Here is a 14,169-nt window from a genome sequence, read left to right on the forward strand (position 1 = left end):
GGCCCCGGTCAGATGGAGAAGACCGGACCGGTGAGAGCGGTCATCTCGCAGGCGTTGTCGTAGGTCTTGGTGAACGAGACGAACCTGCCGTCCCAGTTGCCGATGGCTCTCACCGTGTGCGGGGAGTACTCGGCAGTACAGATCATGTCGATGTCGTACGTCATCTTCGACAGGTCGCCGCCGACCTTGTGGATCATGTCGCAGGACGTGATGAGAGCCGGGCGATCGCTGAGATCCTGGTCGCAGTCGAGAAAGGACTTCCTGGCCGGGGCGCCGCCGACGGAGACGCTGAGGGCCAGGGAGCGCTGGTTCTCCGGGGCGGGATCGGTGACCGTCGCCGGCGACGACCGGTCGCCCGCCGCGGGCGCGATGTTCGCGGGCGGCGACGACCGGTTGTCCGAGGCGGGCGCGGAGGTCGGGGGAAGCGTGGTCGCGAGCGCGAACATCGCGCCCGCGGACACGATCTTGACGGTTCTCATGCGAGGGGTGATTCCCTCTGCCGGACTAAGATCCGAGCTTTTTCAGGTCAAGGATTCCCCCGTTTTCCAACCCGACGGTCCGGCGCGGTGAGGCGTCAGGCGGGGAGAGAGGCCACGCCCGGAGAAAGGAAGCGCGGCTCGGCGATGCCGGTCCGGTCCAGATAGGGAGTGATGCCGCCCAGGTGGAACGGCCAGCCCGCTCCGAGGATCATGCACAGGTCGATGTCCTGGGCTGCCGCGACCACGCCCTCGTCGAGCATGAGGCGGATCTCCTCCGCGAGGGCGCGCAGCGCGCGCAGCCGCACCTCCTCGGCCGTCGACGGAGAGGTCCCGCCGGAGAAGAGGGCCACCGCCTCGGCGTCCAGCGAGAAGTCGGGCGCGTAGACGCCGGGCTTGCCCGCCGCGACCAGCTTGGCGAGGTTCTCCGAGACGGAGTAGCGGGCGGGGAAGGCCTCGCGCATGGTCTCGGCCACGTGCAGCGCGACGGCCGGGCCGACGAGCTGCAGCAGCGTGAACGGGGTCATCGGCAGGCCGAGCCCGTCCAGCGCGTGGTCGGCGACCTCCAGCGGGGTGCCCTCGTCGACGGCGCCGATGACCTCACCCATGAACCGGGTCAGGAGCCGGTTGACCACGAACGCGGGCGCGTCCTTGACCAGCACGGACGACTTCTTCAGCGACCGGCCGACGGAGAAGGCCGTGGCCAGCGTCGCGTCGTCGGTCCCGGCGCCCCGGATGATCTCCAGTAGGGGCATCACGGCGACCGGGTTGAAGAAGTGGAAGCCCACGACGCGCTCGGGGTGCCGCAGCCCGGAGGCCATCTCGGTGAGGGAGAGCGAGGAGGTGTTGGTGGCCAGCACGCACTCGGCGGAGACGACCTCCTCCACCTCGGCGAACACCTTCTGCTTGACCGCCAGGTCCTCGAACACGGCCTCGATGACGAAGTCGGCGTCCGCGAACGCGTCCTTGGCCAGCGAGCCGGTCACCAGGGACGTGAGCCGGTTGGCCTGGTCGGCGGAGACGCGGCCCTTGCCGAGCAGCTTGGCGATCTCGGCGTGGACGTAGCCGACGCCCTTGTCCAGCCGGGCCTGGTCCAGGTCGGTCAGCACGACCGGGACCTCCAGGCGGCGGGCGAACAGCAACGCCATCTGGGAGGCCATCAGGCCCGCGCCGACCACTCCGACCTTGGTGACCTTGCGGGCCAGGGCTTTGTCGGGTGCGCCCGCCGGCCTCTTGGCCCGGCTCTGCACCAGATCGAAGGAGTACAGGCCCGCGCGGAGCTCGTCGCCCATGAGCAGGTCGGCCAGCGCCTGGTCCTCGGCGTCGAAGCCCTCGTCGCGGGAGGCGGTGCGGGCCAGCTCGATCAGCTCCAGCGCCCGGTAGGGGGCCGGGGAGGCTCCGTGCAGCTTCATGTCGAGCAGGAAGCGGGCGTCGGCGACGGTCTTGGACCAGTCGTCGGCGGTGTGGTCGGTGCGGGAGACGGTCACGTCGCCGCGCAGCACCCGGGCGGCCCAGCGCAGCGACTCCTCCAGGAAGTCGGCCGGCTCGAACATCGCGTCGGCGATCCCCGACGCGAAGGCGTCCCTGCCCTTGATCATGCGGTTCTGCGAGAGCGGGTTCTCGATGATCAGCTTGATGGCCGCGGCCGGGCCGATCAGGCGGGGCAGCAGCTGCGTGCCGCCCCAGCCGGGGACCAGGCCGAGGAAGCACTCGGGTGTCGCGACCGCGGGCACGCCGGAGGAGATGGTCCGGTAGGTGCAGTGCAGCGCGACCTCCAGGCCGCCGCCCATGGCCGCGCCGTTCACGAAGGCGAACGACGGCACGTCCAGCTCGCCGAGGCGGCGGAACACGTCGTGGCCCAGCCGGCCGATCCGCAGCGCCTGGTCCCGCTCGGAGACCACGGCGGCGCCCTTGAGGTCGGCGCCGACCGCGAAGATGAACGGCTTGCCGATGACGCCCACGGCCACGAGGTCGTCTCGGGCGGAGATCGCGTCGAGGGCCTCACCGAGCGAGGTCAGGCCGCCGGGGCCGAACGTGGACGGCTTGGTGTGGTCCAGGCCGTTGTCCAGGGTGATCAGCGCCATGGTGCCCGCGCCGTACGGCAGCTCCACATCGCGGGAGATCGCCCTGGTGACGATCTCGTCGGCGAAGAGTTCCTTGATGTCCGTCACTTCGTACCTTCCCAGCCGAGGTTCTCCCAGATGACCGTTCCGCCCATGCCCATGCCGACGCACATCGTGGTCACGCCGTACCGGATGTCGGGGCGCTCGCCGAACTCGCGGGCGAGCTGCGTCATCAGGCGCACGCCGGAGGAGGCCAGCGGGTGGCCGAAGGCGATCGCGCCGCCGTAGGGGTTCACCCGGGCGTCGTCGTCGGCGATGCCGAAGTGCTCCAGGAACGCCAGCACCTGTACGGCGAAGGCCTCGTTGATCTCGAACAGGCCGATGTCGGAGATGGACAGCCCGGCCAGGCGGAGCGCCCGCTCGGTGGAGGGGATCGGCCCGACGCCCATGAGCTCGGGGTCCACCCCCGCGAAGGCATAGGAGACCAGGCGCATCTTCGGCGCGAGACCCAGCTCCTCGGCGACCTCGGAGGCGGCCACGATGCAGCCGGTCGCGCCGTCGTTGATCCCGGAGGCGTTGCCGGCGGTGATCCGGCCGTGCGGGCGGAACGGGGTCTTCAGGGCGGCGAGCCCCTCGAGCGTGGTGCCGGGGCGAGGGGCCTCGTCCGTCGTCGCCAAGCCCCAGCCTTTCTCGGCCGTCCGGATCGCCGTCGGCACCAGGTCGGGCTGGATCTTGCCGTCGGCGTAGGCCTTGGCGACCTTCTCCTGCGAGGCGAGGGCGAAGGCGTCCGCGCGGTCCTTGGTGATGGACGGGTAGCGGTCGTGGAGGTTCTCCGCGGTCATCCCCATGACGAGGGCGGAGCCGTCCACGAGCTGCTCGGCCAGGAAACGGGGGTTGGGGTCCACGCCCTCGCCCATCGGGTGGCGGCCCATGTGCTCGACGCCACCGGCGATGGCGACGTCGTAGGCGCCGAAGGCGATGCCTCCGGCGAGCGAGGTCACCGCGGTCATGGCGCCGGCGCACATGCGGTCGATCGCGTAACCGGGCACGCTCTTGGGCAGCCCGGCCAGGATCGCGGCGGAGCGGCCGATGGTCAGGCCCTGGTCGCCGATCTGCGTGGTGGCCGCGATGGCCACCTCGTCGACGCGGTCGGGCGGCAGGTTCGGATTACGCCGAATCAGCTCGCGGATGACGCGGACCACCAGGTCGTCGGCGCGCGTCTCGGCATACAGGCCCTTGGGACCCGACTTGCCGAAAGGTGTGCGCACACCGTCGACGAATACGACGTCACGAGACGAAGGCACGGAGTTCGCTCCTCGTTGCTGGATTGCTTCGTCCCTATGCTACTCGCCAGTAACAACCTGGGCGCGACCAGGTGCCCGATGAACGCGGGACGGGACGAACGGGAAAGTAGATTGTTTCCTGCAGGCGTGCGCGGATCGGGGGTCGCGTCCCGCCGACGCGTCCAGAATGCGAGAAGAAAGCATCTCTGGCAGATTTGGAGAACGCTTTCCTGGAGGTTTTCTGTGGCCACGCTTGAGGATGTCGCCCGGCACGCGGGTGTCTCACTCGCCACGGCGTCGCGAGTGCTCAACGGAAGCACCCGGCAGGTGGGAGCCTCCCTGCGCGTCAAGGTGGAGCTGGCCGCCGCCCAGCTCGGCTACCGGACCAACCTGGCCGCGCAGACCCTGGCCAAGGGGGCCAGCAACGTGATCGGGCTGGTCGTCCACGACCTCACCGACCCCTACTTCGCCGCTCTCGCGGACGGGGCCATGCGGGTGGCCGAGAGTCAGGAGCTCATGGTCATGGTCGGTACCACGCATCGCGACGCCGAACGGGAGATCGCCTACGTCTCGACCCTGAACGCGCAGCGGGTCTGCGCCGTGCTGCTCGCCGGATCCAGGATCGCCGACCCCCATGTGACCCGCAGGCTCCGAGAGGAGCTCGATCGTTACCGGGACACCGGCGGGCGGGTGGCCTGCGTGGGCCAGGACCTGCTGGGCGTGAACACGGTGGCGCCGAGCAACCACGAAGGCGCCGCCGCGCTGGCCCGGGCCCTCGCCGGACTGGGACACCGGCGCTTCGCCGTGCTCGCCGGTCCTGTCGGGCTGATCACGGCCCGGGACAGGCTGGCGGGGTTCACCGGGGCGCTCGACGAGCTCGGCCTGCCCGCACCGCAGATCGTTCAGGGTTCCTTCGACCGGGACGGCGGTTACGCGGCGGCGTCCCAGGTGTCCGACGCCACCTGCGTGTTCGCGGTCAACGACGTGATGGCGGTGGGCGCGCTGGCGGCCTTCAGGGATCGGGGGATCAGGGTGCCCGACGACGTCTCGGTGGCGGGGTTCGACGACATCGCCACGCTGCGGGACCTGGTTCCGGCGCTGTCCACCGTACGGCTGCCGCTGGCGTACATGGGGGCCCGCGCGCTGGAGCTGGCCCTGGGGGAGCCCGGGGGAGCGCAGGTGGAGTCCGTGGCCGGAGAGGTCGTCCTGCGGGAGAGCACGCGGGGGCCGGCCTTCTGACCGGCCCGCCGCGTCAGCCCGCGATGAGCTCGCCGAACCTGGTCCTGACCCTGGTCAGGACCTCGTCGGGGTCGGCGGCCCACACGTCGGCGTTGAAGATCTCCACCTCGATGTCCCCGGTGTAGCCCGCCTCGGCCACGGCCCCGGTCAGCGGGGCGAAGTCGATCACACCGTCGCCCATCACGCCCCGGCCGAGCAACACGTCGGGCGGGAGGGGGGACAGGAAGTCGCAGACCTGGTAGCTCGCGATCCGCTCACCCGCCCTGGCGATCTGCTGGAACACCTGCGGGTCCCACCAGACATGGAAGGTGTCGACGACGACGCCGACCTGCGCGGACGGGTACGGCTCCGCGAGGTCGAGGGCCTGGCCGAGCGTGGAGAGCACGGCCCGGTCGGCGCAGTACATCGGGTGGAGCGGTTCCAGGGCCAGCCTGACCCCGCGCTCGCCCGCGTACGGCGCCAGCACGGCCAGCGCCTCGGCGACCCGATCCCGTGCCCCGGGCAGGTCGCGGGAGATCGCGCCCAGAGGCTCGCCGGGCACCACCCCCGGCAGGCCGCCGACGACCATGACCAGGCACGCGGCGCCGAGCTCGGCCGCCTCGTCGATCGCCCTGCGGTTGTCGTCCAGGGACTCCCGGCCGCCGGAGGTGAGGAAGCCGCCCCGGCACAGGGACGACACCCGGAGCCCGGCGTCCGAGACCAGCTTCACGGTCTCGTCCAGCCCCTGCTCGGCGACGTCCTGCCGCCACAGGCCGATGGCCTCGACGCCGTGCCGCACGCACCCGTCGACGGCCTCGGCCACCGACCACCGCTTGGTGGTCCACTGGTTGAGCGAGAGACGGCCCCCGGCCGGTCTCCTCCCGGCTTGTTCGCTCACAGCCCGTTCACCGCCAGCAGGGATCTCATCCGGTGGACCGCCAGCTCGGGGTCGGCCAGCAGCCCGGCCCGGTCGGCCAGGCGGAACACCTCGGCCAGGTGCGGAACAGAGCGGGCCGCCTGGGCGCCGTTGACCATGTTGAAGGCGTCCTGGTGGCCGTTGAGCCAGGCCAGGAAGACGATGCCGGTCTTGTAGTTGTAGGTCGGCGCCTCGAAGATCTTCCGGGAGAGCGGGACCGTCGGGCCCATGATCTCGTCGTACCGCTCGAGGTCGCCCTCGTCGAGCGCCTGGAGGCCCGCCGCGGCGGCGGGGGCGATCGCGTCGAAGATGCCCAGCAGCGCGTGGCTGCCGGACCTGATCAGCGAGGGGTAGTTGAAGTCGTCGCCGGTGTAGAGCCTGACGCCCTCCGGCAGGGCCGCCCGCAGCCCGATCTCGTGCTCGGCGTCCAGCAGCGAGACCTTGACCCCGTCCACCATCGGCGCGTGCTCGCGGATCAGCGCCAAAAACGACGCGGTGGCCTCGGCCACGTCATCCGAACCCCAGTAGCCCGCGAGCCGCGGGTCGAACATCTCGCCCAGCCAATGCAGGATCACCGGGCGGTCCGTCTGGGTCAGCAACCGGCCGTAGACCCGGTGATAGTCCTCGGGGCCCCGGGCGATCGCGGCGAGCTGCCGGCTGGCCATGACGACGACCCCGGCGCCGGCGGCGCGCACGGTCTCGATCTGCTCGGTGTAGGCGGCCACGATCTCGTCCGGCGTCCGGGCCTGCGGCGCGTGGTCGGTGCCCGCGCCACACGCCACCAGCGTCGCGGGGTCGCCGAACTCCTTGGCCTCGCGGGCGCTGCGCTGGATCAGCTCGCGGGTGGCCGCCCAGTCCAGGCCCATGTTGCGCTGCGCGGTGTCCATGGCGTCGGCGATCCGCAGGCCGTGCGACCACAGGTGGCGGCGGAACCGCAGGGTGGCCTCCCAGTCCACGACGGCGGGGGAGCCCGGGGTGTTGTCGCCGAGCGGGTCGGCGGTCACGTGGGCGGCGGCGTAGGCGATACGGCTCCTGGCGGGACCGGAGGGCCTGTCCCAGGTGACCGGTTCGCGAAGGGTGTGGTCCCCGCCGGGGAGCGCGATCCTCATCACGGCGCCACGGGCAGCCGGCGGCCCTCGGCGGAGGAGCGCAGGCCCAGCTCGGCGATGCGGACGCCGCGGGCGCCGGAGACGAAATCGTGGGGGAAGGGCGCGTCCTCGATCACGTGGCGGACGAACATCTCCCACTGGGTCTTGAAGCCGTTGTCGAACTCGGTGTTGTCGGGCACCTCCTGCCAGGCGTCGCGGAAGCGGGCGGTGGCGGGCAGGTCGGGGTTCCAGACGGGTTTGGGGGTGGTGGCGCGGTGCTGGACCCGGCAGTTGCGCAGGCCCGCGACCGCGCTGCCGTGCGTGCCGTCCACCTGGAACTCCACCAGTTCGTCCCGGTTCACTCGAACGTTCCAGGAAGAGTTGATCTGCGCGATGACCCCGCCCTCCAGCTCGAACACGCCGTACGCGGCGTCGTCGGCGGTGGCCGGGTAGGGCACGCCCCGCTCGTCCACGCGCTCCGGCACGTGGGTGACGGCCTGGGCGTAGACCGACTGGATGCGGCCGAAGAGGTTCTCCAGCACGTAGGCCCAGTGCGGGAACATGTCCAGGACGATGCCGCCGCCGTCTTCGGCGCGGTAGTTCCACGACGGGCGCTGCGCGGCCTGCCAGTCACCCTCGAAGACCCAGTAGCCGAACTCGCCGCGCACCGACAGGATCCGGCCGAAGAAGCCCCCGTCGATCAGGCGCCTGAGCTTGAGCAGGCCCGGAAGGAAGAGCTTGTCCTGCACGACGCCGTTCTTCACGCCCCTGGCGGTCGCGGCCTCGGCCAGCGCCAGCGCGTCGCTGAACGTCTCGGCGGTCGGCTTCTCCGCGTAGATGTGCTTGCCCGCCTCCACCGCCTTGAGGACGGCCTTCACCCTGGCCTGCGTGACCTGGGAGTCGAAGTAGATGAGGTTGTCGTCGTCGGCCAGGGCCTCGTCGAGGTCGGTGGTCCAGCCGGTGATGCCGTGATCGGCGGCGATTTTCGCCAGTTTCTCGGGGTTCCGGCCCACCAGCACCGGCCTGAGCACGATCCGGCTACCGTCGGTCAGTGCCACGCCGCCCTGCTCGTTGATCGCCAGGACTGAGCGGACCAGGTGCTGGCGGTAACCCATGCGGCCGGTGACACCGTTCATCACGACACCGATGCTTCGCGGGGACATCTTTTCGGGCCTCCTATGGAAAGCGCTTTCCCTCATACCGTACGGCAGCCGCCATACCTTCGGCAAGCACCCGGCCGGTCCCGCCCGCTCCGGAAAACCGGTCGGCGCCGGCCTTCCGGGGGGCGGATCCGGACGGCCCGGCGGACGGCGGCGCCCCGCGCCGGCCGTTCCCGGCCTCGGCCCTCGGCCTTGTCCGGCTCCGAGCGGAGGGAGCAGGGGCCGGACGGTGCTCGGTCTGTCATCTCGTGACCACCTGGCCCGGTGCGTTCGGCGGTCGCCACGGGTCCGTTAACGAGAGTTTCACGCCGCGTTCGGCGTCGTGAGATGTGGGCCGTCGTTCAGGGCCGGGGCGTCGTGGCAGATCAGACGCCTGCGGCGCGAATCGGAGACATGATCCGACCAAACGTGCCCTGACTCATCGTCAAACCCTGACATTTCTGTATTTGTCAGGAATTGAGAAGTTCCGTCTGTCCCGCCTCGCAGTGCCCAGACCCCCCGACTGGCCGAGGTGGAGGACAGAAGGGGCCACTCGTGAAACGAGTCGTCACCGCGGTTCTCGCTGCCCTCACAACGATTCTTCTCGCGCTTTCCCTGACCACGGGAACGGCGTGGGCCACCCCGCCCAACATTCCCTCGGCGGCCACCGCCGCCACCCGGCTCGCGACGCTCACCGTCGCTCCCGAAACCAACCAGTCCTCCTACGACCGGGCGTTGTTCAACCACTGGATAACCGTCAGCGGCGCGTGCAACACCAGGGAGACCGTGCTCAAGAGAGACGGCGTCGGCGTGGTCGCCGGTTCCAACTGCGCGCCCACCTCCGGCCGCTGGTACTCCCCGTACGACGGCGCCACCTGGACGGCCGCGAGCGACGTCGACATCGACCACATGGTGCCGCTCGCCGAGGCCTGGCGATCCGGCGCCCACGCCTGGACCAGCGCGCAGCGGCAGGCCTACGCCAACGACCTGGGCGGCCCCGAGCTGTGGGCCGTGACGGACAACGTCAACCAGTCGAAGGGCGACCAGGACCCGACGACGTGGCAGCCCTCGCTCAGCTCGTTCCGCTGCACCTACGCCAGGGCCTGGATCCAGGTGAAGTACTACTGGAAACTGACGCTGCAGAGCGCCGAGAGGACCGCCCTGCAGAACATGCTCGCCACCTGCTGAACAACCAGTGGTGACGTCGGCTCGGGTCCGAGGCGCCTCGGACCCGAGCCGGCGCCCGGTCCGGCGGGCGCCGGTCCGGGCGCACCCATTGATCTACTTTGTAAAGGATCCGCGCGGGCCGAGAAGGCGGATCACCGCGGCCGGACCGATCAGGCCTCGCCCTTGGTCGCCAGGCGGATGAGGGCCTTGGCCATCGGATGCGCGGTCAGCTCGATCTGCCACTCCCGGGCCCCGAGTTCGCGGAGCCGGTCGGCGACGGTCTCGTCGTCGATGGTCGAGGGGGGCTCCCAGGTCAGGCGGCGCACGGAGTCGGGCTGGATGAGGTTCTCGGTCGGCATGTGGTGCTCGTCGGCGAGCGCGGCCACCACGGCCCTGGCGGCGGCCAGCCTCCGGGCGGCCACGGGATCGCGATCCATCCACCGGTTGGCGGGCGGCGGTCCGTCACCCGCCGCGCTGGGCTGGGGGAGCTCCGAGTCCGGCAGCGCCCGCGCCGCGGCGACGGCGGCCAGCCACTCGCGCAGGTGCCGGCGGGCACTGCGGCCGGTGAACGGGGCGATGTCGGTGAGCGCCTTGGTGGTGCGGGGCATCTCCAGGGCGGCGGAGACGATCGCCGCGTCGGGCAGGACCCGTCCGGGGGCGACGTCCGACTCGCGGGCGAACTCGTCGCGGAGCGTCCACAGCTCCCGGACCACGGCCAGCCCGCGTAATGAGCGGACCTTGTGTATTCCGGAGGTGCGCCGCCACGGGTCGGAGCGCGGGCCGGGGGACTTGTAGGCCAGTACGGCGGCGAACTCCTCCTGCGCCCAGGCCAGCTTCCCGCTGTCCTTCAGCTCCTCGTAGAGGATGTCGCGGAGCTCGATCAGGACCTCGACGTCGAGTGCCGCGTAGCGCAGCCAGTCTTCCGGCAGCGGACGGGTGGACCAGTCGGCGGCCGAGTGGCCCTTCTCCAGTTTGAGCCCGAGGACGTTCTCCACCATCAGGCCGAGCCCGACCCGCTCGTAGCCGAGCAGCCGGCCGGCCAGCTCGGTGTCGAACAGCTCACGCGGACGGAAGTTCAGCTCGGCCAGGCACGGCAGGTCCTGGGAGGCCGCGTGCAGAACGATCTCGGCGTCGGCCAGTGCGGTGTCGAGCTCCGACAGATCCGGGCAGTGGATCGGATCGATCAGAGCGCTGCCCGCGCCGACGCGGCGCAGCTGCACCAGGTAGGCACGGCCGCTGTAGCGGTAGCCGGAGGCGCGCTCGGCGTCCACCGCGACGGGGCCGGTGCCCTCGGCGAAGGCGCGCACGACGCGCGCGAGGTCGGCTGGGCTCTCGATGACCGGTGGGATTCCGTCTCGGGGCTCCAGCAGCGGGACTACGGTCGTCTCGTCGGTCACGTTCGGAAGGGCTCCGGATCCTCGCGGCGACGAGACGGCAGTGCCGTCACGTCGGGGGGCAGGGGTGGTATGCCGGCCGCCAGGCACATCAGGTCGCACCAGGCCGCGACGTGCCCGGAGAGGTCTTCCTGCAGCGGAGACCAGGAGGCGCGCAGTTCGAGCTCCGTGGTCACCGGATCTTCGGCTTTGTTGCCGAATCCCTCGGAGACCGCTCTGGTGACGGTGCCTCCGGCGGCGGTGTAGCCGGCGTCGTGTGCTTCCAGCGCCTCGGTGAGCCAGCTCCACGCGACGGGGCCGAGCAGCGGGTCTTCGGTGATCTCGGGCTCCATGTCGGCCCGGACGTAGGCGACGAGGCGGAACTGGCCGTCCCAGCCGCGCTGGCCGTCCGGGTCGAAGAGCAGGATGAGGCGGCCGACCGCGAGCTCGTCGTCGTCACGATAGACGGAGGCGCCGATGGCGGCCGAGTAGGGGGCCAGGCGCTGCGGCGCCGGGATGTCCTCCAGCTCGATCTCCGGTCTGACCTCCACAGGGCGCATGCTGGCCGCCGCACGCCGGAAGGCGGCGGGAGCGGGCGGCGCATCACCGAGGGTCATATCGGAAGAGTAGGTCGAAACTGAGTGCATGGGGACCACTGGGGTGCGTGTAGGAGCCATGAGAGCCGATCAAGCCGATGCCATCGACCTGCGGGAGGCGAATGCGCCCCCGCCTGGGGAGGCTCCCGAAAGGAGCGCGTGACCGCACTCGACGCAGGTCCGTTCGGGGCGTTCGCCCGGTCGGTGGTCGTCGAGACAGGGTGGTTGCTCGAAAACCCGCTCGCCGGCACAGGAAGCACAGCGCTCACCGCGACGTTCAGGTGAACTCCACATTGTGGACATCGCACGGGCCTTTCGTCGGGTCGTGGTCCGACGTTGGCACGTCGCGCCGACATTTCCGCGCAGCGTGCTCGGCGTGTCCCGAAAGTGGTGCGGGAATCGATGCCGCGCGGTGACTTGGTGAACATTTGGACCAGCTGGGGGCTGGCACAGATTCCCCAATGGGAGGAACTGTACCCGGAAACATGATCGTGTCGTGCCGTCTGGCACCGCCTAAGGCGTGTTGACATCGGGTTTTGGAGGACGAAGTACTCCAAACCGGTAAGACGCGATCATTATCGGTACTTGAAACTGTCTGGGTGTTGTTAGGTGCAATCTCATCGAATAACTGGTGATTTCGTACTCGATGCGCCGGTCAACGGCCTTGGTGAGCGGACCGAGCCCCTGACATGGCACTCTGGGGGGGTGACTCCCGAGCTTGCCGATTCTCCGTTCCTGCGCGCCTGCCGCCGCGAGCCCGTCTCCCACACGCCCGTGTGGTTCATGCGTCAGGCGGGCCGTTCGCTGCCCGAGTACCGGGCGTTGCGCGAAGGCGTGCCGATGCTCACCGCCTGCGCCACCCCGGACCTGGTCGTGGAGGTCACGATGCAGCCGGTCCGTCGTTACGGCGTGGACGCGGCCATCCTCTTCAGCGACATCGTGGTCCCGCTCAAGGCGATCGGCGTCGATCTCGACATCAAGCCCGGGATCGGCCCGGTGGTGGCCGCCCCGATCAGGGACGCCGCCGCGCTCGAGGTCCTGCGCCCGATCGAGCCCGACGACGTCTCCTACGTCAGCGAGGCCGTCCAGGCGCTGACGAAGGAGCTGGGAGCGACCCCGCTCATCGGCTTCGCGGGCGCGCCGTTCACCCTGGCGTCCTACCTGATCGAGGGCGGCCCCTCCAAGAACCACGACCACACCAAGGCCATGATGTACGGCGAGCCGCGACTGTGGCACGCCATGATGGACCGGCTGACCGAGATCACCCTCGGGTTCCTGCGCGTCCAGCTCGCCGCCGGGGCCTCCGCCGTCCAGCTCTTCGACTCCTGGGTCGGCGCCGTGTCGCCCGACGACTACCGGGAGTTCGTCCTCCCCTACACCAGCCGCATCTTCGCGGGCCTGGCCGAGCTGGACGCCCCGCGCATCCACTTCGGCGTCGGCACCGGCGAGCTGCTCGGCCTGCTCGGCGAGGCCGGGGCCGACGTGGTCGGCGTCGACTGGCGGGTCCCGCTCGACGAGGCCGCCCGGCGGGTCGGCCCGGACAAGGCGCTGCAGGGCAACATGGACCCGACGATCCTGTTCGCCCCCTGGGAGGTCGTCGAACGCCGCGCGAGCGACATCCTCACCCGCGCGGCCAAGGCCGAGGGTCACGTCTTCAACCTCGGCCACGGCGTGCTGCCCAGCACCGACCCCGACCAGCTCGCCCGCCTCACGGACTTCGTGCACGAGGCCTCCGCCCGCTGACCCGCCCGCCGGCTCCGCGCCTCCGGCGGCCCGTTCCCGGCTCGGGGGCGCCGGAGGCGGGGGCGGGCTAGGGCCGTTCGTACGGAACCGCCTCGTCCTCGTCCTCGTCCTCGGACTCGTGGGGGCGGACGGGCCGCGCCGGCGGCGCGTTCCTCCGGTTACGGCGGAGCACGAAGGCCACCAGCAACCAGACGGGCACGATCACGATCAGCCAGGGGAGCAACGCGCCCAGGACGGTCAGGACGACCTTGACGGTCGTGACGAAGCCGTTCCAGCCCGCCTCGAGCCCGGCGAGGAAGCCCGACGACTCCTCCTCGACCTCGGGGATCACGGCCGCCGGGCCGACCAGGTTCAGGGTCAGCGTCGCCATGCTCGTCTGCGAGGCCAGGGACTTCTGCCTGGCCTGGAGGGACTCCAGCTCGCTCTCGCGGTTGGAGACCTCCCGCTCGACCTCCAGCACCTGGCCGATCGTCTCGGCCCTCTTCATCAGGGTGCGCAGCGAGTCCAGGGCGGCCTTCGCCGACTTCAGGCGGCTCTCCACGTCGGCCACCTGCTCGGTGACGTCCTCGGTGTTCTGCTGCAGCGACTCGCGCGTGCCGAGATCCTTGCCCAGCCGGTCGACGGCGCCGGGATAGGCCCCGGGCGGGATCTTGAAGACCAGCGTCGCGGAGCCTTCGCCGCCGGAGAAGGAGCCCGACTTCTCCATGGCCAGGTAGCCGCCCGCGGTGGTGACGAGCCGCCGGGCCTTGTCGGCCGCCACGGTGACGTCCTTGGCCCTGACCGTCATCTCCGCCGTGTAGACGATCGCCCGGTCCTGCGGGACCACCTGCACCCGGCCGGTCTTCGACGGGTCGGTCCCGCCTTCGGAGGCCTGTGCCCGCGCGGTCTGGGACTCCGCGACGGCGCCGCCGGCCGTGTTCGCCCCGGCGTCCTGTGCCGCCGCCGGGGCGGGGGCCGAATCCCCGCTCGTGGGATTCTCCGAGCTCCCGCAGGCGGACACCGACAACACCAGGGCGGCGAGGGGGATCGCCAGGCGCGGGCCGTACCGGAATCTGTTCATGCCCTTGTGACGGGTCCGGCGGCGGCGAGGTTTGAGACAGGCAGTCA

General features: G+C 70.7%; 13 protein-coding genes. 4 read left to right on the forward strand and 9 right to left on the reverse strand.

Annotation, left to right across the window (positions count from 1 at the left end):
- Positions 1–8 precede the first annotated feature (8 nt).
- From J2853_RS02020 to J2853_RS02030, 3 genes are all read right to left on the reverse strand, one after another.
- Entirely contained in the window at positions 9–479 is a 471-nt protein-coding gene (locus tag J2853_RS02020) for an SSI family serine proteinase inhibitor (RefSeq protein ID WP_307554325.1), read from the reverse strand.
- Between the two features lie 95 nt (positions 480–574).
- The gene (locus J2853_RS02025; RefSeq protein ID WP_307554327.1) at positions 575–2,647 is read right to left on the reverse strand and encodes a 3-hydroxyacyl-CoA dehydrogenase NAD-binding domain-containing protein; all 2,073 of its coding nucleotides are present in this window, start codon (positions 2,645–2,647) and stop codon (positions 575–577) included.
- On the reverse strand, positions 2,644–3,843 hold the full coding sequence (locus J2853_RS02030; RefSeq protein WP_307554329.1) for a thiolase family protein: 1,200 nt from the start codon (positions 3,841–3,843) through the stop codon (positions 2,644–2,646). The genes J2853_RS02025 and J2853_RS02030 overlap by 4 nt, the downstream gene beginning before the upstream one ends.
- Positions 3,844–4,065: 222 nt before the next feature.
- Here J2853_RS02030 and J2853_RS02035 point away from each other — a divergent pair, with 222 nt between their 5' ends.
- Positions 4,066–5,061, forward strand: a complete 996-nt coding sequence (locus tag J2853_RS02035) for a LacI family DNA-binding transcriptional regulator (protein ID WP_307554331.1) — start codon at positions 4,066–4,068, stop codon at positions 5,059–5,061.
- Positions 5,062–5,074: 13 nt separating this feature from the next.
- On the opposite strand, the gene J2853_RS02040 is transcribed toward J2853_RS02035, so the two are convergent.
- From J2853_RS02040 to J2853_RS02050, 3 genes are read right to left on the reverse strand one after another with little or no spacing between them, the layout of a single operon-like run.
- Complete coding sequence (locus J2853_RS02040) at positions 5,075–5,938, reverse strand: sugar phosphate isomerase/epimerase family protein (RefSeq protein ID WP_307554333.1); 864 nt, start codon at positions 5,936–5,938, stop codon at positions 5,075–5,077.
- Complete coding sequence (locus tag J2853_RS02045; RefSeq protein ID WP_307554334.1) at positions 5,935–7,065, reverse strand: dihydrodipicolinate synthase family protein; 1,131 nt, start codon at positions 7,063–7,065, stop codon at positions 5,935–5,937. The genes J2853_RS02040 and J2853_RS02045 overlap by 4 nt, the downstream gene beginning before the upstream one ends.
- Entirely contained in the window at positions 7,065–8,207 is a 1,143-nt protein-coding gene (locus J2853_RS02050) for a Gfo/Idh/MocA family protein (protein ID WP_307554336.1), read from the reverse strand. Before J2853_RS02050 ends, J2853_RS02045 begins: the two co-directional genes overlap by 1 nt.
- Positions 8,208–8,738: 531 nt before the next feature.
- Between J2853_RS02050 and J2853_RS02055 the strand changes: the two genes are divergently transcribed.
- Positions 8,739–9,371: an HNH endonuclease family protein gene (locus J2853_RS02055; RefSeq protein WP_307554338.1), complete on the forward strand. Its 633-nt coding sequence runs from the start codon at positions 8,739–8,741 to the stop codon at positions 9,369–9,371.
- 149 nt (positions 9,372–9,520) lie between these two features.
- Here the strand turns inward: J2853_RS02055 and J2853_RS02060 are convergent, their stop codons facing one another.
- Positions 9,521–10,747, reverse strand: coding sequence for an HRDC domain-containing protein (locus J2853_RS02060; protein WP_307554340.1), 1,227 nt, complete (start codon positions 10,745–10,747; stop codon positions 9,521–9,523).
- A complete protein-coding gene (locus J2853_RS02065) occupies positions 10,744–11,340 on the reverse strand; it encodes a DUF3000 domain-containing protein (RefSeq protein ID WP_307554342.1) in 597 nt (198 codons plus the stop codon). The genes J2853_RS02060 and J2853_RS02065 overlap by 4 nt, the downstream gene beginning before the upstream one ends.
- Before the next feature lie 138 nt (positions 11,341–11,478).
- On the opposite strand from J2853_RS02065, the gene J2853_RS02070 reads away from it, so the two are divergent.
- Both J2853_RS02070 and hemE read left to right on the forward strand, forming a co-directional pair.
- Positions 11,479–11,604 carry a hypothetical protein gene (locus J2853_RS02070; RefSeq protein ID WP_307554344.1) on the forward strand — a complete coding sequence of 42 codons (126 nt, stop codon included), beginning with the start codon at positions 11,479–11,481 and terminating at the stop codon, positions 11,602–11,604.
- 420 nt (positions 11,605–12,024) lie between these two features.
- Positions 12,025–13,062 carry a uroporphyrinogen decarboxylase gene (gene hemE, locus J2853_RS02075; RefSeq protein WP_307554346.1) on the forward strand — a complete coding sequence of 346 codons (1,038 nt, stop codon included), beginning with the start codon at positions 12,025–12,027 and terminating at the stop codon, positions 13,060–13,062.
- A 67-nt stretch (positions 13,063–13,129) separates the two neighbouring features.
- On the opposite strand, the gene J2853_RS02080 is transcribed toward hemE, so the two are convergent.
- On the reverse strand, positions 13,130–14,122 hold the full coding sequence (locus J2853_RS02080; protein WP_307554348.1) for a DUF4349 domain-containing protein: 993 nt from the start codon (positions 14,120–14,122) through the stop codon (positions 13,130–13,132).
- Positions 14,123–14,169: the final 47 nt, after the last annotated feature.

Origin of the sequence: Streptosporangium lutulentum (assembly GCF_030811455.1) — a bacterium.
In the GTDB taxonomy this organism is placed as follows: domain Bacteria; phylum Actinomycetota; class Actinomycetes; order Streptosporangiales; family Streptosporangiaceae; genus Streptosporangium; species Streptosporangium lutulentum.

What these genes read in the sequence shown, in the direction of transcription:
- J2853_RS02020 (WP_307554325.1), bottom strand. Translation starts at nt 479, where the DNA reads ATGAGAACCGTCAAGATCGTGTCCGCGGGCGCGATGTTCGCGCTCGCG.
- J2853_RS02045 (WP_307554334.1), bottom strand. Translation starts at nt 7,065, where the DNA reads ATGAGGATCGCGCTCCCCGGCGGGGACCACACCCTTCGCGAACCGGTC.
- J2853_RS02050 (WP_307554336.1), bottom strand. Translation starts at nt 8,207, where the DNA reads ATGTCCCCGCGAAGCATCGGTGTCGTGATGAACGGTGTCACCGGCCGC.
- J2853_RS02065 (WP_307554342.1), bottom strand. Translation starts at nt 11,340, where the DNA reads ATGACCCTCGGTGATGCGCCGCCCGCTCCCGCCGCCTTCCGGCGTGCG.
- J2853_RS02080 (WP_307554348.1), bottom strand. Translation starts at nt 14,122, where the DNA reads ATGAACAGATTCCGGTACGGCCCGCGCCTGGCGATCCCCCTCGCCGCC.